Origin of the sequence: Rhizobium sp. BIGb0125 (genome assembly GCF_024810055.1) — a bacterium.
GTDB lineage: Bacteria > Pseudomonadota > Alphaproteobacteria > Rhizobiales > Rhizobiaceae > Agrobacterium.
Window position 1 is genome coordinate 759,991 of sequence record NZ_JANUDV010000001.1, and the last position, 21,376, is coordinate 781,366.

Annotated in this window: 16 protein-coding genes; 15 read left to right on the top strand and 1 reads right to left on the bottom strand. The window is 56.6% G+C overall.

Annotation, left to right across the window (positions count from 1 at the left end; translation table 11 throughout):
* Positions 1-2 precede the first annotated feature (2 nt).
* From M2418_RS03425 to murB, 8 genes are read left to right on the top strand one after another with little or no spacing between them, the layout of a single operon-like run.
* Positions 3-1,463 (top strand): UDP-N-acetylmuramoyl-L-alanyl-D-glutamate--2,6-diaminopimelate ligase, encoded by a 1,461-nt coding sequence (locus tag M2418_RS03425; protein ID WP_259144206.1) that lies wholly within the window; start codon positions 3-5, stop codon positions 1,461-1,463.
* Positions 1,460-2,893, top strand: coding sequence for a UDP-N-acetylmuramoylalanyl-D-glutamyl-2,6-diaminopimelate--D-alanyl-D-alanine ligase (locus tag M2418_RS03430; RefSeq protein WP_259144215.1), 1,434 nt, complete (start codon positions 1,460-1,462; stop codon positions 2,891-2,893). Before M2418_RS03425 ends, M2418_RS03430 begins: the two co-directional genes overlap by 4 nt.
* A gap of 24 nt (positions 2,894-2,917) precedes the next feature.
* Positions 2,918-4,018: a phospho-N-acetylmuramoyl-pentapeptide-transferase gene (gene mraY / locus M2418_RS03435; protein ID WP_192488510.1), complete on the top strand. Its 1,101-nt coding sequence runs from the start codon at positions 2,918-2,920 to the stop codon at positions 4,016-4,018.
* Between the two features lie 4 nt (positions 4,019-4,022).
* Complete coding sequence (murD, locus tag M2418_RS03440; protein ID WP_259144218.1) at positions 4,023-5,432, top strand: UDP-N-acetylmuramoyl-L-alanine--D-glutamate ligase; 1,410 nt, start codon at positions 4,023-4,025, stop codon at positions 5,430-5,432.
* Positions 5,433-5,436: 4 nt separating this feature from the next.
* On the top strand, positions 5,437-6,588 hold the full coding sequence (ftsW, locus tag M2418_RS03445) for a putative lipid II flippase FtsW (RefSeq protein ID WP_192488512.1): 1,152 nt from the start codon (positions 5,437-5,439) through the stop codon (positions 6,586-6,588).
* 5 nt (positions 6,589-6,593) lie between these two features.
* Positions 6,594-7,730, top strand: a complete 1,137-nt coding sequence (gene murG / locus M2418_RS03450) for an undecaprenyldiphospho-muramoylpentapeptide beta-N-acetylglucosaminyltransferase (RefSeq protein ID WP_259144246.1) — start codon at positions 6,594-6,596, stop codon at positions 7,728-7,730.
* On the top strand, positions 7,727-9,142 hold the full coding sequence (gene murC, locus M2418_RS03455) for a UDP-N-acetylmuramate--L-alanine ligase (RefSeq protein WP_259144248.1): 1,416 nt from the start codon (positions 7,727-7,729) through the stop codon (positions 9,140-9,142). The genes murG and murC overlap by 4 nt, the downstream gene beginning before the upstream one ends.
* Positions 9,139-10,104 (top strand): UDP-N-acetylmuramate dehydrogenase, encoded by a 966-nt coding sequence (gene murB / locus M2418_RS03460; protein ID WP_250981874.1) that lies wholly within the window; start codon positions 9,139-9,141, stop codon positions 10,102-10,104. The genes murC and murB overlap by 4 nt, the downstream gene beginning before the upstream one ends.
* Before the next feature lie 203 nt (positions 10,105-10,307).
* On the opposite strand, the gene M2418_RS03465 is transcribed toward murB, so the two are convergent.
* A complete protein-coding gene (locus M2418_RS03465) occupies positions 10,308-11,612 on the bottom strand; it encodes an MFS transporter (RefSeq protein WP_259144250.1) in 1,305 nt (434 codons plus the stop codon).
* A gap of 626 nt (positions 11,613-12,238) precedes the next feature.
* Here M2418_RS03465 and M2418_RS03470 point away from each other — a divergent pair.
* The 7 genes from M2418_RS03470 to recN all read left to right on the top strand — a co-directional run bounded on the left by M2418_RS03470 (position 12,239) and on the right by recN (position 21,349).
* The gene (locus M2418_RS03470; protein WP_192488518.1) at positions 12,239-13,165 is read left to right on the top strand and encodes a D-alanine--D-alanine ligase; all 927 of its coding nucleotides are present in this window, start codon (positions 12,239-12,241) and stop codon (positions 13,163-13,165) included.
* On the top strand, positions 13,162-14,079 hold the full coding sequence (locus M2418_RS03475) for a cell division protein FtsQ/DivIB (protein ID WP_259144888.1): 918 nt from the start codon (positions 13,162-13,164) through the stop codon (positions 14,077-14,079). The genes M2418_RS03470 and M2418_RS03475 overlap by 4 nt, the downstream gene beginning before the upstream one ends.
* Complete coding sequence (gene ftsA / locus M2418_RS03480) at positions 14,076-15,407, top strand: cell division protein FtsA (RefSeq protein WP_192488519.1); 1,332 nt, start codon at positions 14,076-14,078, stop codon at positions 15,405-15,407. The genes M2418_RS03475 and ftsA overlap by 4 nt, the downstream gene beginning before the upstream one ends.
* A gap of 93 nt (positions 15,408-15,500) precedes the next feature.
* Entirely contained in the window at positions 15,501-17,252 is a 1,752-nt protein-coding gene (gene ftsZ / locus M2418_RS03485; protein WP_250981872.1) for a cell division protein FtsZ, read from the top strand.
* A 263-nt stretch (positions 17,253-17,515) separates the two neighbouring features.
* Positions 17,516-18,475 (top strand): UDP-3-O-acyl-N-acetylglucosamine deacetylase, encoded by a 960-nt coding sequence (gene lpxC, locus M2418_RS03490; protein WP_259144274.1) that lies wholly within the window; start codon positions 17,516-17,518, stop codon positions 18,473-18,475.
* A 317-nt stretch (positions 18,476-18,792) separates the two neighbouring features.
* Positions 18,793-19,659: an outer membrane protein assembly factor BamD gene (locus tag M2418_RS03495; RefSeq protein WP_192488522.1), complete on the top strand. Its 867-nt coding sequence runs from the start codon at positions 18,793-18,795 to the stop codon at positions 19,657-19,659.
* Between the two features lie 16 nt (positions 19,660-19,675).
* Positions 19,676-21,349, top strand: a complete 1,674-nt coding sequence (gene recN / locus M2418_RS03500; protein ID WP_250981870.1) for a DNA repair protein RecN — start codon at positions 19,676-19,678, stop codon at positions 21,347-21,349.
* The last annotated feature ends 27 nt before the right edge of the window (positions 21,350-21,376 follow it).

The following is a 21,376-nucleotide window of genomic DNA, read 5'->3' on the forward strand; positions in this document are numbered from 1 at the left end:
CGATGAAATTGCGAGATCTGTCCGGAACAGAGTTTCCGGAACTGAACGAAGTTATGCGCTCCACTCTCGGAGAGCTTGAAATCAAATCCCTCACGGCCGACAGCCGTAAGATGGAGCCGGGCGGCTTATTTGTCGCTCTTGCCGGTTCCAAGGCAGATGGCGCAGCCTTTATCAATGATGCTGTTGCCAAGGGTGCATCCCTTATTCTGTCCGGTCATCCGGCTGATGCGCCCGTGCCGGTTCTGGCCGTTTCCAATCCTCGCCGTTATCTGTCGCTGGCAGCCTCCCGTTTTTACGGCGCGCAGCCGCAGACCATGGTGGCCGTTACCGGTACCGCTGGCAAAACTTCGGTTGCGTCCTTCACGCGCCAGATCTGGGCGGCAGCCGGTTATGCGGCAGCGCAGATCGGCACGACCGGTGTTATTTCGCCTAGCCGTTCCGACTATGGTTCGCTGACAACGCCGGATCCGGTATCGTTGCATGCGCTGCTGGCTGAACTGGCTGGCGAGGGTGTAACCCATGCTGCAATGGAAGCATCCAGCCATGGCCTTGACCAGCACCGTCTTGACGGCGTGAAGCTGGTTGCCGGTGCCTTCACCAATCTCGGCCGTGATCATATGGATTACCATCCGACGATGGAAAACTATATGGCCGCCAAGATGCGGCTGTTTAGCGAATTGCTCGAAAAGGGCCAGCCTGCGGTTATTTTCTCTGACGATCCGTGGTCGCCACATGCCATCAAGGCCGCTGAAAGCGCTGGGCTTGATGTGCGCACCGTTGGCCGCAAGGGTAACTTCCTGACGTTGAAGCGCGTCGAACATTTCCGCCACAAGCAGATGATTGAAATTCATCATCAGGGCGAAATTTTCGAAGTCGATATTCCGCTGGCGGGTGATTTTCAGGTTGCCAACGCGCTGGTGTCGGCTGGTCTGGCGATTTCGACCGGCGTTCCGGTTGCTGTTGCGCTGCGAGCACTGGAAAAGCTGGTGGGTGCAGCTGGTCGCCTTGAGCTCGTCGGTCATGCAAAAAATGGCGCGCTTGCCTATGTGGATTATGCCCATAAGCCCGATGCGCTGGAAAACGTGCTGACCTCGGTGCGGCCGTTTACCTCTGGCCGCATTGTCGTGGTGTTTGGTTGCGGTGGTGACCGCGACAAGGGCAAGCGCCCGATCATGGGGGAGGTTGCCTCACGCCTTTCGGATGTGGTGATCGTGACTGACGATAACCCGCGCTCGGAAGTGCCCGAAACAATTCGTTCCGAAATCATGGCAGCGGCTCCCGGCGCGCTGGAAATTGCTGACCGCGCTCAGGCCATTCGCCACGCCGTGGCGATGCTGGAAAGCGGCGACACGTTGATCGTTGCCGGCAAGGGTCATGAAGAGGGACAGATCGTCGGAACGACGGTCCTGCCATTCTCGGACCATCAACAGGTGCGCAGTGCATTGGAGGAGACGTCGCTTTGAACTGGTTATGGACAGTGCAGGAATTGATTTCGGTTATGTCGGGACGGCCGGTCGGCAATTTGCCACTGGGCATAACCGGCATTTCCATCGACAGCCGCACGGTCAAACCCGGTGAAGCCTTCTTTGCGATTAAGGGCGACCGGGTAGACGGGCATGATTATGCCAGCTTTGCGGTTGCCAATGGCGCCGGATTGCTTGTTATCAGCGAGGCGAAGCTGCCGGCGCTCGGCCGTCTGACGGTGCCGATGATCGTGGTGGAAGACGTGCTGGCTGCTTTGGTCAAGCTCGGCATTGCGGCACGTGCCAGAAGCCAGGCCAAGATCATTGCTGTGACGGGTTCGGTCGGCAAGACCACAACCAAGGAAATCCTGCGCCAGATACTTGAGCCATCGGGCAAGGTGCATGCCGCCGTTGCCTCGTTCAACAATCACTGGGGCGTGCCTTTGACCTTGGCGCGTATGCCTGCCGATTGTGATTTCGGCGTATTTGAAGTCGGCATGAATCATCCTGGCGAAATTCGTCCGCTGGTAAAGTTGGTGCGTCCGCATGTGGCAACCATCACCACCATTGCTGCCGCCCATTTGGGCAACTTCCGTGACCTTGAAGAAATTGCGGCCGCCAAGGCCGAAATTTTTGAGGGCGTTGAGCCCGGTGGTGCGGTTGTACTCAACCGTGACAACTCGCAGTTCGATTTTCTTGAGGAAGCCGCCCAGAAGGCTGGTGTCGAACACATCTACACATTTGGGCAGCACGCCAAGGCAGATTTCCGTCTGGCCGATTATGAAAACACCCCTAGCGGTTCGACATTATGGGCAATCATCAATGGCGAAACCCGCGAATTGCGCATCGGTGCGCCCGGTCGCCATATTGCCGACAACGCCATGGCGGCACTGGGTGTGGCGCTGTTGTGTGGCGCTGATCTCGAAAATGCCGTTTCTGCGCTTCGTCGTCTGGAAGCCGTCAAGGGTCGTGGCCAGCGCCACCGCCTGACGGTTGGTGAGGGTTCCTTCGTGTTGATTGACGAGAGCTACAATGCCAACCCCGCTTCGATGCGGGCAGCCATTGCTGTTCTTGCTACCGTCGATGCCAAGGCGCAGGGCAGACGTGTTGCCGTGCTGGGCGACATGCTGGAAATGGGCGAGTTTTCTGCGCAGGTGCATGAAGAGCTGGCTGGTCCATTGCTTGCGGCAGGCATTGAAAATGTCTGGCTGGCGGGCGAAGCCATGGCGCATCTGCGCGACGCACTGCCTGACAGTGTCAACGTCTTCTGGTTTGAGACCACGCAGGAATTGAATGAATTCGTCGCCAGTGCGGTGCAGCCGGGCGACATTCTGATGCTAAAATCGTCTCTTGGTATTGGTTTCGGCAAGATCGTCGCAGCTTTGCTTGACAAGCATTCGCCATTCCCCGACACGGAACCCCAAAACTAAAACTGCCTTGCTGAAAGGGCAATTATGCTGATCTGGCTTGTCGAACTGGCTGACCATATTCAAATTTTCAACCTGTTCAGGTACATCACCTTCCGTGCCGGTGCGGCCATGTTTACCTCCGCACTGATCGTCTTCATTTTCGGACCTTCGATCATCGCCTCGTTGCGTGTCAGGCAGGGCAAGGGTCAGCCGATCCGTGCCGATGGTCCGCAGACCCATTTCAAGAAGGCGGGAACGCCGACCATGGGCGGCCTGATGATCCTGGCCGGTATTCTCGGCGGCTCCTTGTTGTGGGGTGACCTGTCCAACGTTTACGTGGTCAGTGTGTTGATGGTGACGCTTGGATTTGGCGCCATCGGTTTCTACGACGATTACTTGAAGGTTACAAAGCAGAGCGACAAGGGTTTTTCCGGCAAGGCGCGTCTGGGCATTGAATTTGTCATCGCCGCCATTGCCGTGTTTTTCATGATGAAAATGTCGCTGGCATCCAGCCCGCACAATCCCACACTCGGTACCTCGATCGCGTTTCCGTTCTTCAAGGAATTCGTGCTCAACATCGGCTACTTCTTTGTGCTGTTTGGTGCGTTCGTGATTGTTGGCGCCGGCAACGCGGTCAACCTGACCGATGGTCTCGATGGCCTTGCCATCGTGCCGGTGATGATTGCTGCTGCAACCTTCGGCGTGATTGCCTATCTGGTTGGTAATGCGGTTTTTGCAAACTACCTGCAGATCAATTTCGTGCCGGGCACGGGTGAGCTTGGCGTTATCGTTGGTGCGGTTATTGGTGCCGGTCTCGGCTTCCTGTGGTTCAACGCACCACCTGCCGCTATCTTCATGGGTGACACCGGTTCGCTGGCATTGGGTGGCTTGATCGGTTCTGTGGCCGTTGCCACCAAACACGAGATTGTCATGGTCATCGTCGGTGGCCTGTTTGTTATGGAAACCCTGTCGGTTATCATCCAGGTATTCTGGTTCAAGAAGACCGGCCGTCGTGTGTTCCTGATGGCGCCAATCCACCACCACTTCGAAAAGAAGGGCTGGACCGAAAGTCAGGTCGTTATTCGCTTCTGGATCATTGCCGTTGGCCTTGCCATGCTCGGCCTCGCCACACTGAAATTGAGGTGATGGCATGATCCCTGTTACGGTTTTTAAAGGTCGCAAGGTCGCTCTGTTCGGTCTGGGCGGTTCCGGCCTTGCCACCGCAAAGGCGCTAGTTGCTGGCGGGGCTGATGTCGTTGCTTATGACGACAATCCCGACAGTACAGCCAAGGCGGCGGCCGAAGGCATAACCGTTGCGGATCTCAGAACTGTTCATTGGCCGTCTTTGGCGGCCTTTGTCCTTGCTCCCGGCGTGCCGTTGACACACCCCAAACCGCACTGGACGGTTGAGCTGGCGCGCGCTGCCGGTGTCGAAATCATTGGCGACGTGGAACTGTTCGTGCGTGAGCGCCGGGCGCACTCGCCCGATTGCCCGTTCATCGCCATTACGGGTACCAATGGCAAATCGACCACCACGGCATTGATCGCCCATATTCTGCGCGCGAGCGGCCGTGACACGCAACTAGGCGGCAATATCGGTACCGCCGTGCTGACGCTTGATCCGCCAAAGGCGGAACGTTACTACGTCGTAGAGTGCTCCTCCTACCAGATCGATCTTACTCCGACGCTAAATCCGACAGCCGGTCTTCTCCTCAACCTGACACCCGATCACCTCGACCGTCATGGCACCATGCAGCATTATGGTGAAGTGAAAGAGCGGCTGGTTGCTGGCAGCAATACCGCCGTTATCGGGGTTGATGACAGTTACTGCGCATTAATTGCCGACCGGGTTGAACGGGCTGGTGTCAAGGTGCAGCGCATTTCCAAACGCAATGTGGTGGCCGAAGGGCTTTATGCGCAGGACAGCCAGATCATGCTGGCGCAGGGCGGAACGTCGTCGCTGTTTGTCGATCTTGGTGGCATTCAGACATTGCGCGGCAGTCACAATGCGCAGAATTCGGCAGCTGCGATTGCGGCCTGCCTTGCCGTCGGCGTCAGTGCCGATGACATTCGTGCAGGCTTGAAGACATTCCCCGGCCTCAAACATCGCATGCAGCCGGTGGCGCGCCGCGGGTCCGTTTCCTTTATCAATGACAGCAAGGCAACCAATGCCGATGCGGCAGCTCCGGCACTGTCGAGCTATGATCGCATCTATTGGATTGCCGGTGGCCTGCCGAAATCCGGTGGCATCTCCAGTCTGTCCAGCCTGTTTCCGCGCATCGCAAAGGCCTACCTGATTGGTGAGGCGGCGGCCGAATTTGCCGCGACGCTGGGAGATACGGTTCCTTATGAAATTTCAGGCACTCTGGACAAAGCTGTCGAACACGCTGCTTCAGATGCGCAAAAAGACGAAAATACCGGCAATGTCGTGATGTTATCACCGGCTTGCGCAAGCTTCGACCAGTATAAGAACTTTGAAGTACGTGGTGATGCGTTCGTTGCACATGTCGCTGCTCTTGACGGCGTGACAATGCTGATTGGTTCTGGAAAGGGAAACTGACGCTATGGTAAGCCGTATTGACCGAGGTCCGGTTGCCGAATGGTTCTGGACCATTGACCGATTTTTCCTGGCCGCGTTCATTGCGCTGATGGGCATCGGCCTGATGCTTTCCTTCGCCGCATCTCCGGCGGTGGCTGAGCGTATCGGCCTCACCAGCTTCTTTTTCGTTGAGCGACACGCGGTATTCATCCTGCCCTCAATTGCAATCATGGTCGGCCTGTCCTTCCTGTCGCCGCGTCAAATCCGCCGCGTCGCGATCATCATGTTGATCGCGTCGCTGCTGATGATGATTTTTGCGCTGTTCTTTGGCATGGAAGTGAAGGGTGCGCGCCGCTGGATTTCCGTAGGCACATTTTCGATCCAGCCGTCCGAATTCATGAAGCCGGCCTTTGTGGTGGTCTGCGCATGGCTGTTTGCCGAACGGGCACGCCATCCGGAAATTCCAGGCAACCTGTTTGCCATCATCACCTTCGGTGTTGTTGCGGCCCTTCTGATCGCCCAGCCTGACTTTGGTCAGACAATCCTGACCAGCGCGGTGTGGGGCGGCATGTTCTTCATGGCCGGCGTGCCATGGCTGTGGATCATCCTGCTGGGCGGTCTAGGTGTTGCCGGTTTCATATCGGCCTATTTCGTTTTCCCGCACGTGGCCGGTCGTATCGACCGCTTTTTGACCGGTGAGGGTGACACATTCCAGGTGGATACCGCCCGTGAGGCGATCATTCGCGGCAACTGGTTCGGCCAGGGCCCTGGCGAAGGCGTGGTCAAGCGCATCATCCCGGACAGCCACACCGACTTTATCTTCTCGGTTGCGGCAGAAGAATTCGGCATTCTGTTCTGCATGGTTCTGGTGGTGATTTTTGCCTTCATCGTGCTGCGCGGACTGTCGCATGCCTTTAAGGAGAAAGACGATTTCGCCCGCTTTGCGGTGGCTGGTCTTGTCTTGCAGATCGGCATTCAGTCGATGATCAACATCGGCGTTAATCTTGAACTCATGCCTGCAAAGGGTATGACATTGCCGCTGATTTCCTACGGTGGTTCATCGATGATGGCAATCAGCGTCACCGCCGGTTTCCTTCTGGCATTGACGCGCCACAGGCCGGAAAAACGTGCGCAGGAGCGCAGCTTTTTCCGCGTAGGGGCAGTGCCCGCGGAGTAATATGAATGAACAAAGGTATTGTGCTGCTCGCCGCCGGGGGAACCGGCGGTCATGTGTTTCCGGCAGAGGCTCTGGCTTATGAGCTGAAAGCGCGTGGCTATCAGGTGCATCTGGTCACCGACAGCCGCGCTGAACGCTATGCCGGCAAGTTTCCAGCCGATGAAATCCATGTCGTGCAATCTGCGACGATCGGTTCGAAAAATCCGATTGCGGTGGCACGTTCACTGTTGAAGCTGTGGACCGGTCTTCGCGCGGCACGCCGCCTCATCACGAAACTGAAGCCTGTGGCCGTGGTTGGCTTTGGTGGTTACCCCACCGTTCCGCCACTGCTCGCCTCTACCGGGCTTGGCGTTCCATCGATGCTGCATGAGCAGAATGCCGTGATGGGCCGCGCCAACAAGGCGCTGGCAAAACGCGTTAAGGCAATTGCCGGTGGTTTCCTGCCTTCAGATCGTGGTGAATATGCCAACAAGACCGTAGCAACCGGTAATCCGGTTCGGCCTGCAGTGCTTGAGGCAGCCAATGTTGCCTATGACCCTTCGGAAAACACCGAGCCGTTCAAGCTTGTTGTGTTTGGCGGAAGCCAGGGTGCGCAGTTTTTCTCTGCCGCCATTCCGGCTGCCATCTGCCTTTTGGGGGATGAGAAGCGTTCACGCCTTTCAGTGACCCAGCAGGCACGCCCGGAAGACAAGGACAACGTCATTGCCGCCTATGCCAAGCTTGGCGTGCAGGCGGATGTCTCGCCATTTTTCGGCGACATGGCGCAGCGTATCGGCGCTGCCCATCTGGTGATCAGCCGCTCAGGTGCTTCAACCGTATCGGAACTGTCGGTGATTGGCCGGCCTTCGGTGCTGGTGCCTTATCCGCATGCGCTTGATCATGACCAGGCCGCCAATGCTGCCGCCCTTGCTGGTGCCGGTGGTGCAAGTGTCATCAAGCAATCCGAACTTTCTCCGCAGAAGCTGTCGAACATTTTGGCAGACGCGCTGATACAACCGGAGCGGCTGGCTACGACGGCCGCCGCTGCCAAGGCAACCGGCAAACCGCATGCGGCCTCGGTTCTCGCCGATATGGTGGAAACGCTTGCGCAGGGTGGTTCCATTGCCGAATTTAAAAAGAAAATTGAAGGAGAGCATCCATGAAGATGCCAAAAGCCATAGGTCTTGTTCATTTCATCGGTATCGGTGGCATCGGCATGAGCGGCATTGCCGAGGTGCTGCATAATCTCGGCCACAAGGTTCAGGGTTCTGATCAGTCAGACAGCGCCAATGTGCAGCGTCTGCGTGAAAAGGGCATTAATGTTTTTGTCGGCCACACCGCTGAAAACCTTGGCGAAGCCGAAGTGGTCGTGGTTTCCACTGCGATCAAGAAGAACAATCCGGAACTGATTGCTGCCCGCGAAAAGCATTTGCCGATCGTACGCCGTGCAGAAATGCTGGCAGAACTGATGCGCTTCCGCAATGCAATCGCCATTGGCGGCACGCATGGCAAGACCACGACCACATCGATGGTCGCGACGCTGCTGGAAGCCGGTGAGCTGGACCCGACCGTTATCAATGGCGGCATCATCAATGCTTACGGCACCAATGCCCGTATGGGTGAGGGTGAGTGGATGGTTGTCGAGGCTGACGAGTCTGACGGTACATTCCTGAAACTGCCGGCCGATGTGGCCGTTGTGACCAATATCGACCCTGAGCATCTCGATCACTATGGTGATTTTGATGCCGTGCGTGCGGCTTTCCGCCAGTTCGTGGAAAATGTGCCGTTTTACGGTTTTGGCGTCATGTGCCTCGACCATCCAGAAGTGCAGGCGCTGGTGGGCCGGATCGAAGACCGCAAGGTTGTCACCTATGGTGAAAACCCGCAGGCCGACGTGCGTTTCTCCAATGTGCGCATTGATGGCACGCGTTCGATTTTCGACGTTGAAATCCGTCGTCGCCGCACTGGCAAGATCTTCTCCTTCAAGGATCTGGTTTTGCCGATGCCGGGCCGTCACAATGTGTCGAATGCCTGCGCGGCGATTGCGGTTGCCAACCGTCTCGGCATCTCGGAAGAAAACATCAAGAAGGGTCTTGCCTCGTTCGGCGGCGTCAAGCGTCGCTTCACGCTGACCGGCACCTGGAACGACGTTCAGGTATTCGATGACTACGGTCATCACCCGGTGGAAATCAAGGCAGTGCTCAGAGCTGCGCGTGAAGCCTGCACGGGCCGTATCATTGCCGTGCACCAGCCGCACCGCTACAGCCGTCTTTCCAGCCTGTTTGATGACTTTGCGCATTGCTTCAATGATGCAGACACGATTATCCTTGCACCGGTTTATGCGGCGGGCGAAGATCCAATCGAAGGCGCAAACTCCGAAACTCTGATTTCTGCCATCAAGGCGGCAGGACATCGTGATGCGCGGTTTTTGCCTTCAAAGGACGAACTTGCCAAATTGATCGCAGGCATTGCGAATCCCGGTGATTTCGTGGTTCTGTTGGGTGCTGGTAATATTACGCAATGGGCGGCGTCGCTGCCTTCTGAACTGGAAAGCATATCAGGAAAGTCTGCATGAAACAGGTGGATGGGGTTAAGCTGCTGGGAAGGCTCGGCGAGGGAGTGAATGAACTGCGTGGACGCCTGACGCCGGATGCGCCGATGGACCGCGTTACGTGGTTCCGGGCAGGTGGTCTTGCGGAGCTTATGTTCCAGCCTCACGATGTGGATGATCTCGTTACCTTCCTGAAACTGCTGCCGGAAGATGTGCCGCTGACGGTTGTTGGCGTTGGCTCCAACCTGTTGGTGCGTGACGGCGGCATTCCTGGTGTTGTCGTGCGTCTTTCCGCTAAGGGTTTTGGTGATCTTGAACTGGCCGGCGAAAACCGCATTCGCGCTGGTGCCATTTGCCCGGACAAACATATTGCCGCGATGGCCATGGACAATGGTATCGGTGGTTTCCACTTCTATTACGGCATTCCCGGTTCAATCGGTGGCGCTCTGCGCATGAATGCTGGCGCCAATGGCGGCGAAACCCGCGAGCGCGTTGTTGAAGTGCGTGCCGTCGACCGTCAGGGCAATATCCACACGCTGTCGAATGAGGAGATGGGTTACACCTATCGCCACTCCAGCGCCTCGGAAGGCCTGATCTTTGTGGATGCACTTTTCGAAGGCTATCCTGAAGACAGAGCAAAAATCCGTGCAGACATGGATGCCGTGCGTCTTCATCGTGAGACGGTGCAGCCGATCCGCGAAAAGACTGGTGGTTCGACCTTCAAAAACCCAGAAGGCCATTCCGCATGGGAGCTGATCGACGAGGCCGGTGGCCGTGGTTTGGTAATTGGTGGCGCGCAGATGTCGTCGCTGCACTGCAACTTCATGATCAATACCGGCAACGCGACCGGCTATGATCTGGAATATCTCGGTGAGACCATTCGCCGCCGCGTGCGTGAGCATTCCGGCATTCAGCTGGAGTGGGAAATCAAGCGCCTTGGCCTGTTCATGCCGGGCCGTGAAGTCGAGCCCTTCCTCGGTGGCTGATGCCGCCTGACGCAAACGCTTTCAATGTTTCAGAACGGCCGGGTTTATCACCCGGCCGTTTTGTTTGTGGGGAGAGGGGTGTCTTACCTGTGCCGCTTATTGATGCTGTCGCGGCATCGCTTTGGTTCGTGCGATGAGTACGGCAAAGAAAAAGCCCGCGGAGTCAGCGACTTCGCGGGCTTTGTTGTCAGTTTGATTCAGGATCAGACTTCGTTCTTGCGCGACAGCAAAATGCAGGCCAGCGTGATGACCGCTGCGGCGCAGAGGTAATAACCGACATAGGCCATGCCGTAGTTCACCTGCAGCCATGTGGCGATGTATGGTGCCAGCGAGGCGCCGAAGATGCCGGCCATGTTGAAGGTGATCGACGAGCCTGTGTAGCGCACGGTTGTCGGGAACGGTGCTGCAAGTGCAGTGCCGATCAGACCGTAGGTCATGCCCATCAGTGCCATTGCCAGTGCGGCGAAGACAAAGATCGAACCTTCGCCACCGCTCATCAGGCCGGGCAGCAGGAACGAGAATGCGCCAATCAGCACGGTGGTCAGGATCAGGATTTCACGACGGCCGAAACGCTCTGCGAGCTTGCCTGCAAACGGAATGAAGATACCAAACACGATAGAACCGAGGATCTGCACTTCCAGAGCGTCGAGGAACGGGATTTTCAGAACCTTGACATTGTAGGACAGCAGGTAGGCGGTACCGATGTAGAACAGCACGAATGTTGCCAGAGCAACGAATGTGCCGAGCGCCAGGCTGCGCTTGTGGTGGCGGAACAGTTCAGCAACCGGAACGGCAACGCGCTCTTCCTGATCGATTGCCTTCTGGAAGGCCGGTGTTTCGGTGATCGACAGGCGAACCCACAGACCAACAGCAATCAGAATGATCGATGCAACGAACGGAATGCGCCAACCCCAGCTCAGCAGGGCTTCCTGCGACATGAAGTGCAGCAGAATCCAGAACACGCCGGAGGAGAGCAGCAGGCCGATTGGCGCGCCAAGCTGCGGGAACATGCCGTACCAGCTGCGCTTGCCAGGAGGTGCATTTTCCGTTGCCAGAAGCACGGCACCACCCCATTCACCGCCAAGACCAAAGCCCTGACCGAAACGGCACAGTGCCAGAAGCAACGGAGCAATGATGCCGGCAGTCTCATAGGATGGCAGCAAGCCGATAATGACGGTGGAGATACCCATGGTCAGAAGTGCGGCAACAAGCGTCGTCTTGCGGCCTACACGGTCGCCATAGTGGCCGAATACAACGGCGCCGAGCGGACGTGCGAAAAACGCGATGGAGAACGTGGCAAAAGAAGCCAGCAGTGCCGTCATCGGGTCATTGTTCGGGAAGAATAGCGTTGGGAACACGAGAACTGCGGCTGTCGCATAGACGTAAAAGTCGAAGAACTCGATGGTCGTGCCGACCACGCTGGCAGTAAGAACTCGTGCAGGCGAATTTGTCTTTACATCGTTCGGAGTGTCAGCGGTCGGCGATACACGGGATATCGCGTCGGTCATTGTGTTGGTTCCATTGTATCAAAGCGCCGTGCGGCCTTGCGGGCACAGGCACATACGCTTCAAGTGTTGAGATTGCCTTGAACGGCGTGATTGCGTTAACGCAATTTTCGCAAATATGGAATGCTGCAAGCGCAATAAAATTTAAAATAGCATTGTTTTTTGATCATATAAGCGTTTTTGCCGGGCTTTTATGGTGTTCCTGGAGGTGTTTTGAGGGCGGAAAAGCCGGTTTGAAAGGCGAAAATGACGCCCCGATGTTGCGTCGCAAAATTTCTGGATGTTGTCTGGTTCATCCATGAGTTGTGGATAAGCCTGAATCTTAACGGTTTGAGGCTTGCCTGTTAACGATTGTCCTGAAGCGAAACACGGTCTCATTTTTGCTTTTTTTGACCCAGACATATTGCATTTAGTGCAACTCTCTGATTCTAAGGCATTAATCCGAACATTGAATGATTCATGTTTAAAAAACCGCATGGAAGGTGCGCTGGTTAACGAAAGTAAACGCTTCATTAACCTTAATGGCTCTTAAGTGGTTCAGTGGATGGTGCTGAGAGAATCAGTGCCGGAATTTGGGCGTAAGGCGGTCGTTAGTGGCGTCAGAGAAACGTTTGATGTCGGGGATTTAAATGAGCGGCAAACATATCGCTGTCCTTATGGGTGGTTTTTCATCGGAGCGGCCGGTGAGCCTGTCTTCAGGTGAGGCCTGTGCGCTTGCTCTTGAGGCTGAAGGCTACGAGGTCACTCGCGTCGATGTCGATCGTGATGTATCGGCCGTGCTGTCGCGCCTTAATCCTGATGTTGTCTTTAATGCTCTTCACGGCCCGTTCGGCGAAGACGGCACCATTCAGGGCATTCTTGAATATCTGCAAATTCCTTACACCGGTTCAGGTGTGCTTGCGTCTGCGCTTGCCATGGACAAGGGACAGGCCAAGAAGGTTGCTGCTGCGGCTGGCGTGCCGGTTGCCGAAGCGCGCCTGATGAACCGTTTCGATTTCACCAATGAACACCCGCTGGCGCCGCCTTATGTCGTCAAGCCTGTTCGTGAAGGCTCCAGCTTCGGAGTTGTGATCGTCAAAGAGGATCAATCCCATCCTCCGCAGGTCCTGACGTCATCGGAATGGCGTTACAGCGACGCGGTGATGGTTGAGCGTTATATTCCCGGCCGTGAGCTGACCTGTGGTGTCATGGGCGATCGTGCGCTCGGTGTCACCGAGGTGGTGCCGGTTGGACACAGCTTCTACGATTATGATGCGAAGTATGCTGCGGGTGGCTCGAAACATGTCATCCCTGCAGAAATTTCACCGAAAATTTACCAAAAAATACAATCATTGGCTCTTATGGCGCACCGGGCAATCGGGTGCCGTGGAGTGAGCCGGTCAGACTTTCGTTACGATGACCGTCTGTCTGAGGATGGTGAGATTATCTGGCTTGAGGTCAATACTCAGCCTGGCATGACACCAACCTCTCTCGTGCCGGAAATGGCAGCTCATGATGGTTTAACGTTTGGTCAATTCGTCCGCTGGATGGTGGAGGACGCTTCGTGTTCGCGATGATCGGTGGCAAAAAAGCAAACAGACGCCGGGTGGAGCAGTTCGCTCCTTCCGCTGACGAGCGCATCGTGCTGCCTCGTCCGCTGCGTCGCGTCGTGCGCTTTTGTGTCAGCCTCGCAACGGGCCGCGTCAATATTCCCGCGCACACAGGCACGATTTCCGCAATTGCATTTTTTGCAGCCACCGGTCTCTACGGCATGTCGCTTGGTGGTCACACCCAGACCGTTGCGCAGGCAACCACATCTGCTGCCGGTTTTGCCATCGAAGACGTCAAGGTTTCCGGCAATGCGCAGACCTCCGAAATCGATATTCTGCAGCTGCTCGGTCTTGATGGCACCACTTCGCTTGTTGCTATGGATGTCAACACAGCGCGCCGCCGCCTGGCTGATCTGCCTTGGGTGGAAGATGTTGATGTGCGCAAGATCTATCCGCGTACCATCGAGATCCGTCTCAAGGAGCGTGATGCATTCGGTATCTGGCAGCACGGTTCCGAGTTGTCGCTTATCGAAAAGAACGGCAGCGTGATTGCACCGCTGCGTGATAACAAATTTGCAGCCCTGCCGCTGTTCGTTGGTCGTGACGCTGAAACCGGCGCTGCAAGCTTCATGGAGCAGCTGGACGCCTGGCCGGAAATTCGCAGCAAGGTCAAAGCCTATGTTCGCATCTCCGGTCGTCGCTGGGACCTGCACCTGAATAACGGCATCATCATCAAGCTGCCGGAAGTCAATGTCGCCAAGGCCCTGCATTTGCTGTCGCGTCTCGATGCTGAACAGCAGGTTATGTCACGCGACATCGCAGCAATCGATTTGCGGCTTTCCGACCGCACCACCATTCAGTTGACGCAAGCCGCAACCGAGCGCCGTGAGGCCGCCGTTACGGCACGTGAAAAGGCGCTCAAGAAAGCGGGGAACATATGAGCTTTTTCGGTTCTTCCCATTTTGGACTGCCGCGCCTTAAGCCGCTTTCTTCAAAGCGGTCACATGTCGTTTCCGTGTTGGATATCGGCTCGACCAAGATCGTCTGCATGATCGGTCGTCTGACGCCACGTCAGGAAACCGAAGTGTTGCCGGGTCGTACCCACAAGGTTGAGATCATCGGTATTGGCCACCAGCGTTCGCGCGGTGTGAAGTCCGGTGTCATCGCTGATCTGGATGCCGTTGAAGGCGTCGTTCGTCTGGCTGTCGATGCAGCCGAACGTATGGCAGGCCTGACAGTCGACAGCCTCATCGTCAACGTATCGGCCGGCCGTCTGGCCAGCGACATCTATACCGCAAGCATTGATCTGGGTGGTCAGGAAGTTGAAGCAGGCGATCTGCGCAAGGTTCTCATTGCCGCCAGCCAGCAGTCGCTGCGTCAGGACCGGGCAATCCTGCACTCCCTGCCAACCGGTTATTCGCTGGATGGCGAGCGTGGCATCCGTGATCCGCTGTCGATGTATGGCGATCTTCTCGGCGTTGACATGCATGTTGTTACTGCAGAGCGTTCGGCACTGAAAAATCTCGAATTGTGCGTCAACCGCGCTCACCTGTCGGTCGAGGGCATGGTTGCGACCCCTTATGCAAGTGGTCTTGCTGCACTGGTTGACGATGAAGTCGAACTGGGTTGCGCAGCCATCGATATGGGCGGTGGCACCACGACGATTTCGGTATTCGCTGAAGGCCGTCTCATTCACACCGACGCGATCGGTCTTGGTGGCCACCACGTCACCACCGATCTGGCGCGCGGCCTGTCGACCCGCATTGAAGACGCTGAGCGTCTGAAGGTGGTTCACGGTTCGGCTCTGGCCAATGGTGCAGACGAACGTGACATGATTTCGATCCCGCCAATCGGTGAGGATGACCGCGACCAGCCGTCACAGGTTTCCCGCGCTCTGGTCACGCGTATCGTGCGTGCCCGTATCGAAGAAACCCTGGAACTGATCCGTGATCGTATCCAGAAATCTGGCTTTAGCCCGATTGTCGGCAAGCGCGTGGTTCTGACCGGTGGCGCAAGCCAGTTGACCGGCCTGCCGGAAACGGCGCGCCGCATTCTGGCCCGTAACGTGCGTATTGGTCGTCCGCTTGGTGTTTCCGGTCTGCCGGTTGCAGCCAAGGGCCCGGCATTTTCGACGGCGGTTGGCCTGATGATTTATCCGCAGATCGCGGACGCGGAAGTACATGCCTCACAAGGCGGGCTGTTTTCTCCGTTCGGCACAAGTGGCGGACGGATTGCCCGGGTAGGGCAGTGGTTGAAAGAAAGTTTTTGACCTGAACCGGCGTGGTGCCGGAGCAGGTGTGTAACGAGTTGTAATGAATCGGCCAGCGTGGCGATGCGGCCAAGACAAAGAAGGAATGTGACAATGACGATACAGCTGCATAAGCCTGATATCACCGAGTTGAAGCCTCGCATCACCGTATTCGGTGTTGGTGGCGGTGGTGGCAACGCCGTAAACAACATGATCTCGGCTGGTCTTCAGGGCGTTGATTTTGTTGTGGCTAACACGGACGCACAGGCCCTGACGATGACCAAGGCCGAACGCATCATTCAGATGGGCGTTCAGGTTACTGAAGGTCTCGGCGCTGGTTCGCAGCCGGAAGTCGGTCGCGCTGCTGCTGAAGAGTGCATCGATGAAATCGTCGATCACCTCAACGGAACACACATGTGCTTTGTTACTGCCGGTATGGGCGGTGGCACCGGTACGGGTGCAGCTCCTGTCGTCGCACAGGCTGCCCGCAACAAGGGCATTCTGACGGTTGGTGTTGTTACCAAGCCGTTCCACTTTGAAGGCCAGCGCCGTATGCGCCTTGCCGAACAGGGCATTCAGGAGCTTCAGAAGTCGGTCGACACGCTGATCGTCATTCCAAACCAGAACCTGTTCCGCATCGCCAACGACAAGACCACCTTTGCGGATGCCTTCGCAATGGCCGACCAGGTTCTCTATTCGGGCGTTGCCTGCATCACCGACCTGATGGTGAAGGAAGGTCTTATCAACCTCGACTTCGCTGACGTTCGTTCTGTCATGCGCGAAATGGGCCGTGCGATGATGGGTACGGGTGAAGCTTCCGGCGAAGGTCGCGCAATGCAGGCTGCTGAAGCCGCTATTGCCAACCCGCTGCTGGACGAAACCTCCATGAAGGGTGCACAGGGCCTGCTGATCTCCATCACCGGTGGTCGCGACATGACCCTGTTCGAAGTGGACGAAGCTGCGACCCGTATTCGCGAAGAAGTCGATCCGGATGCAAACATCATCCTCGGCGCGACCTTCGACGAAGCGCTCGAAGGCCTCATCCGCGTGTCTGTTGTTGCGACCGGTATCGACCGTGTTGCAGGCCAGAACGACCAGTACCTGGCGCAGGCCGCTGCTGCAAAGCCACTTATCCGTCCTTCGGCGGCCGTTGCTTCGGCTCCGGCCGCAGTTCAGCCTGCCCCCGTCATGCAGGCCCCTAAGGCGATTGACCCAATCGCACAGACCATCCGTACGGCTGAAGTCGAAATGGAACGCGAATTGGCTCTGGCTGCTGCTGAACAGCAGCTGCGCCAGGCACAGGCAGAAGCTGAATTCCGCCCGCAGAGCAAGCTGTTTGCTTCTGCTCCGGTTGAAGCTCCAGCACCTGCACCTGTTCGTCAGGCTCCAGTTCAGGCCGCACCTGCACCACAGGCCCACTACGCACCTGAGCCAGTTGCTGCACCACGCATGCAGCAGCCACAGGCACCTGTGCACCATGAACCAGTTGCAGCGGCACCTCGCCATGTAGAGCCGGTTCGCATGCCAAAGATCGAGGACTTTCCTCCGGTCGTGAAGGCTGAGATGGACCACCGCACTGCGCATCCGGCATCGACTGTTCCGGAAGAGCGTGGCCCGATGGGCCTGTTGAAGCGCATCACCAACTCGCTGGGACGTCGTGAGGAAGACGACAACGTTCCTTCCGAGTTGATGGACGCACCATCGCTTGCTCCACAGCAGCGCCGTCAGCTTTCCGCTGAGGCAAGCCTGTACGCACCGCGTCGTGGCCAGCTCGACAATCAGGGTCGTGTCACACCGCAGGCTGCAAGCTCGCACGAAGACGACCAGTTGGAAATTCCGGCGTTCCTGCGCCGTCAGTCGAACTGATTAGATGCGATTCTTCTGAACACCAAACCCGGACCGAAAGGCCCGGGTTTTTTGTTACAAACTGTTTCCAAATGTGAAGAAAGATGTTGATTTATCAATTTCTTAAACTTGTAACAATGCGAAAGAAACAGTGATTTGTTATGTGGCCTGACCATACGTATGTATGACTGCAAGTTGTGAGGAAAACCGTATGTTTCCTCAATTTCGAATTGGGGAGCCGAACCCCTGACGTTTTCGGTTCCTGTTAGACAAGGCACATGTGAATGAGTATCGAATTGCTTGGATTTCAAACGACTATCGCCGCTGCTGCGCAGATTTCCGGTATTGGCGTACATTCGGGCAATGCGGTTTCCATGACCTTCCATCCGGCTGAAGCTGGTACCGGCATTGTTTTCCAGCGTCATCACGACAACGGCAATATAACCGAGATCAAGGCTGTTTCCGCCAATGTCGGTAACACCGATCTCTGCACGGTGCTTGGCCGCTCGCAGACACAGTCCATTGCCACTATCGAACATGTCATGGCCGCGATCTATGCGCTTGGCCTCGACAACCTGGTTGTTGAAGTTGATGGTCCCGAAGCGCCGATCATGGATGGCAGCTCGTTCCCGTTCATCGAAGCTATCGAGCAGGTTGGCATCGTCAATCTCGGCGTGAAGCGCCGTTATATCCGCGTTTTGAAGCCGGTTCGTATCGATGCCGGTTCCTCCTGGGCTGAGTTCCGTCCATACAACGGCACACGGTTCGAAGTTGAGATCGACTTTGATACGCCGCTGATCGGCCGCCAGACCTGGGGCGGTGACCTGACTGCAGAAACCTTTACCAAGGAATTGTCTCGCGCCCGTACCTTCGGTTTCATGCGTGATGTGGAGCGCCTGTGGGCGGCCGGTTATGCACTCGGTTCGTCGCTTGAGAACTCCGTTGTGATTTCCGATGACCACACTGTCATCAATATGGAAGGCCTGCGTTACGAGAAGGACGAGTTCGTTCGTCACAAGACGCTGGACGCTGTTGGCGATCTGGCACTGGCCGGTGCGCAGTTCATTGGCTGCTACCGTTCCTACCGTGGTGGCCACAAGGTCAACGCCAATGCGCTCAAGGCGCTGCTCAGCGATCCGACCGCCTATGAAATTGTCGAGGCTCCGGTTTCCCGCAGCCAGCGCGTGCGCGCCGCCGAGTTTGTCCGCGTTAATGTTGCTGACGTGTCGCCTTGGTCTGCCTAATTTCGTGATTGAAGATTTTGAAAGCCGCGTCCTCTGGATGCGGCTTTTTTCTATGGAAATGCATGGCACTGTTCACATTTTCTCCGATTGTGGAACCGGTCGCGACTCAGAAGCGATGACAAGAAAATGTGCGGTTAAGAGAATAAAACGCGGCGTCTTTTGACCTGAAAAACAGGAAATATTCGTCCTCGTCAAAGTGGTACGCCATAAAAATGCGTTAATGCGTCATCATTGCGTTGCTCTACCGACGCTTTTATGGCTAGAAACGCCAGTGCAAAGCTGATGTTGATGTATTTGCGCGAAATGGGATCTGTATAATGAAGCATGTAGGGTCTGGTGCAATGAATAGAACGGTTCGGGTCGCGCTTGTATCGATGTTGCTGGCCGGGGCCGCTACGCTCGTGACCGCATGCCAGTCGGATCCAGATATCGACATCACCAAACTTGGTTTCGAAAGCGAATCGGCTGAGACACTCTACAAGCAGGGTCTCGCCAACATGAACTCCGGCAACATGACCGAAGCATCGCGCAAGTTCGAAGCGATTGACAAACAACATCCGTTTACGGAATGGGGCCGCAAGGCTCTGGTGATGCAGACATTCGTCAGCACCCGTATGAACCGTAACGAGCAGGCCATCGCAGCTGGCAATCGTTACCTCAAGCAATATCCGCGTTCTGAAGATTCCGCTTACGTTCAGTATCTGGTCGGCCTGGCTTATTCCAAGCAGATCGTTGACGTGACGCAGGACCAGCGCGCTGCTGCCCGCACCATCGAAGCGATGTCCAAAGTGGTCAATGATTATCCGAATTCGGAATATGTCAGCGACGCGCAGGCGAAGATCCGCTTTGCACGCGACCAGCTGGCCGGCAAGGAAATGCAGGTCGGCCGTTATTACCTTGAGCGCAAGGAATATCTGGCCGCCATCAAGCGCTTCCGCGTTGTGGTCGAGACATATCCAAATACCAACCAGATCGAAGAAGCCTTGGCGCGTCTGACCGAATCCTATTATGCAATGGGTCTGACAGACGAAGCGCAGACCGCCGCTGCGGTTCTGGGCAACAACTATCCGGACAGCCAATGGTATGCCGATTCGTTCAAGCTGTTGCAGTCCGGCGGACTTCAGCCACGCGAGAACAAGGGATCGTGGATTTCCAAGGCTGGCCTCAAGCTTCTTGGCGTTTGATCTGAGGGTGTAACCCATGCTCACGCAGTTATCGATCCGGGATATCGTCCTGATTGAACGGCTCGATCTTGCGTTCGAGGCGGGCTTGTCGGTGCTAACAGGTGAAACGGGCGCCGGTAAATCTATTCTTCTTGACAGTTTGTCTCTTGCACTTGGTGGGCGAGGGGACGGTGGCCTTGTGCGTCATGGTGAGGATAAGGGGCAGGTGACTGCCACCTTCGAACTGGCAAACGACCATCCGGCACGCCTTCTGTTGCGTGAAAACGGCCTTGATGATGACGGCGATCTGATTTTCCGCCGCGTACAATCCGCTGATGGCCGCACCAAGGCCTATGTCAATGATCAGGCAGTCAGCGTGCAGATGATGCGCCAGTTGGGCGTGCTGCTGGTCGAGATACACGGCCAACATGATGACCGCGCCCTTGTCGATACCGATGCGCATCGCGCACTTCTCGACGCCTTTGCAGGCTTGAGTGACGAGGCCTTATCGCTGCAGGGACTTTACCGCAAATGGAAAGATGCCGAGCGCGGCTTGAAAGTGCACCGCGCCAAGGTGGAAGCGGCGGCCCGTGAGGCTGAATTTTTGCGATCTTCTGTCGAAGAGCTTGAAAAGCTTTCTCCTCAGGACGGCGAGGAAGACGAGCTGGCTGAACGCCGCGCCGTCATGCAGAAGTCTGAGCGCATTGCCGGTGATATTGCCGAAGCCAGCGAATTTTTGAATGGCAACGCGTCGCCTGTGCCGATGATCGCATCGATGATGCGTCGTCTGGAGCGCAAGAGCCACGAAGCACCGGGTCTTTTGGAAGATACGGTGCAGTTACTGGATGCAGCGCTGGATAACCTTTCCAATGCGCAGACCGAAGTGGAAGCAGCGCTGCGCCGTACGGAATTTGATCCGCGTGAGCTGGAGCGTGTTGAAGAGCGGTTGTTTTCACTGCGTGCAGCGGGTCGCAAATATTCCGTGCCGGTGATCGAGCTGCCTGCCTTGGCCGAAAAGATGGTGGCTGACCTTGCCGAACTTGATGCCGGTGAAGAAACGCTGGCGAAGCTCGAAGCAAATCTGCATCTGGTAAAGGCCGATTTCGATCAGGCTGCCGTTGCACTGTCGCACAAGCGGCACACTGCAGCCAGCGCATTGTCGGACGCTGTCATGGCGGAACTGCCAGCCCTTAAGCTGGAACGCGCCCGTTTTACCGTTGAAGTCACGACCGATGCCGATGCGGCGACGGCCGAGGGGATCGACGTGGTTGAATTCCACGTGCAGACCAACCCCGGCACACGTCCAGGGCCGATCATGAAGGTGGCGTCGGGCGGTGAGCTTTCGCGCTTCCTGCTCGCTCTCAAGGTTGCTCTGGCGGATCGTGGTTCTGCGCCGACACTGGTATTCGATGAAATCGATACCGGCGTGGGTGGTGCAGTTGCTGATGCAATCGGCCAACGTCTTCGCAGATTGTCAAAGACCGTTCAGGTTCTATCAGTGACCCATGCCCCGCAGGTGGCGGCACGTGCGGCGACGCATCTGCTGATCTCCAAGGGGCCGACTGGTGATGGCACCGAGCGGATTGCCACCAAGGTGGCAACGATGGAGCCGCAGCACCGCACCGAGGAAATCGCCCGTATGCTGGCGGGTGCCTCTGTTACGGATGAGGCGAGGGCTGCTGCAGCCCGTCTTCTGGCTGCCAAGGACTAAACAGCGACTAGCGTTATCAAACGGGCC

Excerpts from the sequence above, each read along its gene's own strand:
- murB (WP_250981874.1), top strand. The coding sequence starts at position 9,139 with ATGAAACAGGTGGATGGGGTTAAGCTGCTGGGAAGGCTCGGCGAGGGA.
- M2418_RS03425 (WP_259144206.1), top strand. The coding sequence starts at position 3 with ATGAAATTGCGAGATCTGTCCGGAACAGAGTTTCCGGAACTGAACGAA.
- M2418_RS03470 (WP_192488518.1), top strand. The coding sequence starts at position 12,239 with ATGAGCGGCAAACATATCGCTGTCCTTATGGGTGGTTTTTCATCGGAG.
- ftsA (WP_192488519.1), top strand. The coding sequence starts at position 14,076 with ATGAGCTTTTTCGGTTCTTCCCATTTTGGACTGCCGCGCCTTAAGCCG.
- murC (WP_259144248.1), top strand. The coding sequence starts at position 7,727 with ATGAAGATGCCAAAAGCCATAGGTCTTGTTCATTTCATCGGTATCGGT.
- ftsZ (WP_250981872.1), top strand. The coding sequence starts at position 15,501 with ATGACGATACAGCTGCATAAGCCTGATATCACCGAGTTGAAGCCTCGC.
- ftsW (WP_192488512.1), top strand. The coding sequence starts at position 5,437 with ATGGTAAGCCGTATTGACCGAGGTCCGGTTGCCGAATGGTTCTGGACC.
- M2418_RS03495 (WP_192488522.1), top strand. The coding sequence starts at position 18,793 with ATGAAGCATGTAGGGTCTGGTGCAATGAATAGAACGGTTCGGGTCGCG.
- recN (WP_250981870.1), top strand. The coding sequence starts at position 19,676 with ATGCTCACGCAGTTATCGATCCGGGATATCGTCCTGATTGAACGGCTC.
- murD (WP_259144218.1), top strand. The coding sequence starts at position 4,023 with ATGATCCCTGTTACGGTTTTTAAAGGTCGCAAGGTCGCTCTGTTCGGT.
- M2418_RS03465 (WP_259144250.1), bottom strand. The coding sequence starts at position 11,612 with ATGACCGACGCGATATCCCGTGTATCGCCGACCGCTGACACTCCGAAC.
- mraY (WP_192488510.1), top strand. The coding sequence starts at position 2,918 with ATGCTGATCTGGCTTGTCGAACTGGCTGACCATATTCAAATTTTCAAC.
- murG (WP_259144246.1), top strand. The coding sequence starts at position 6,594 with ATGAACAAAGGTATTGTGCTGCTCGCCGCCGGGGGAACCGGCGGTCAT.
- M2418_RS03475 (WP_259144888.1), top strand. The coding sequence starts at position 13,162 with ATGATCGGTGGCAAAAAAGCAAACAGACGCCGGGTGGAGCAGTTCGCT.
- lpxC (WP_259144274.1), top strand. The coding sequence starts at position 17,516 with ATGAGTATCGAATTGCTTGGATTTCAAACGACTATCGCCGCTGCTGCG.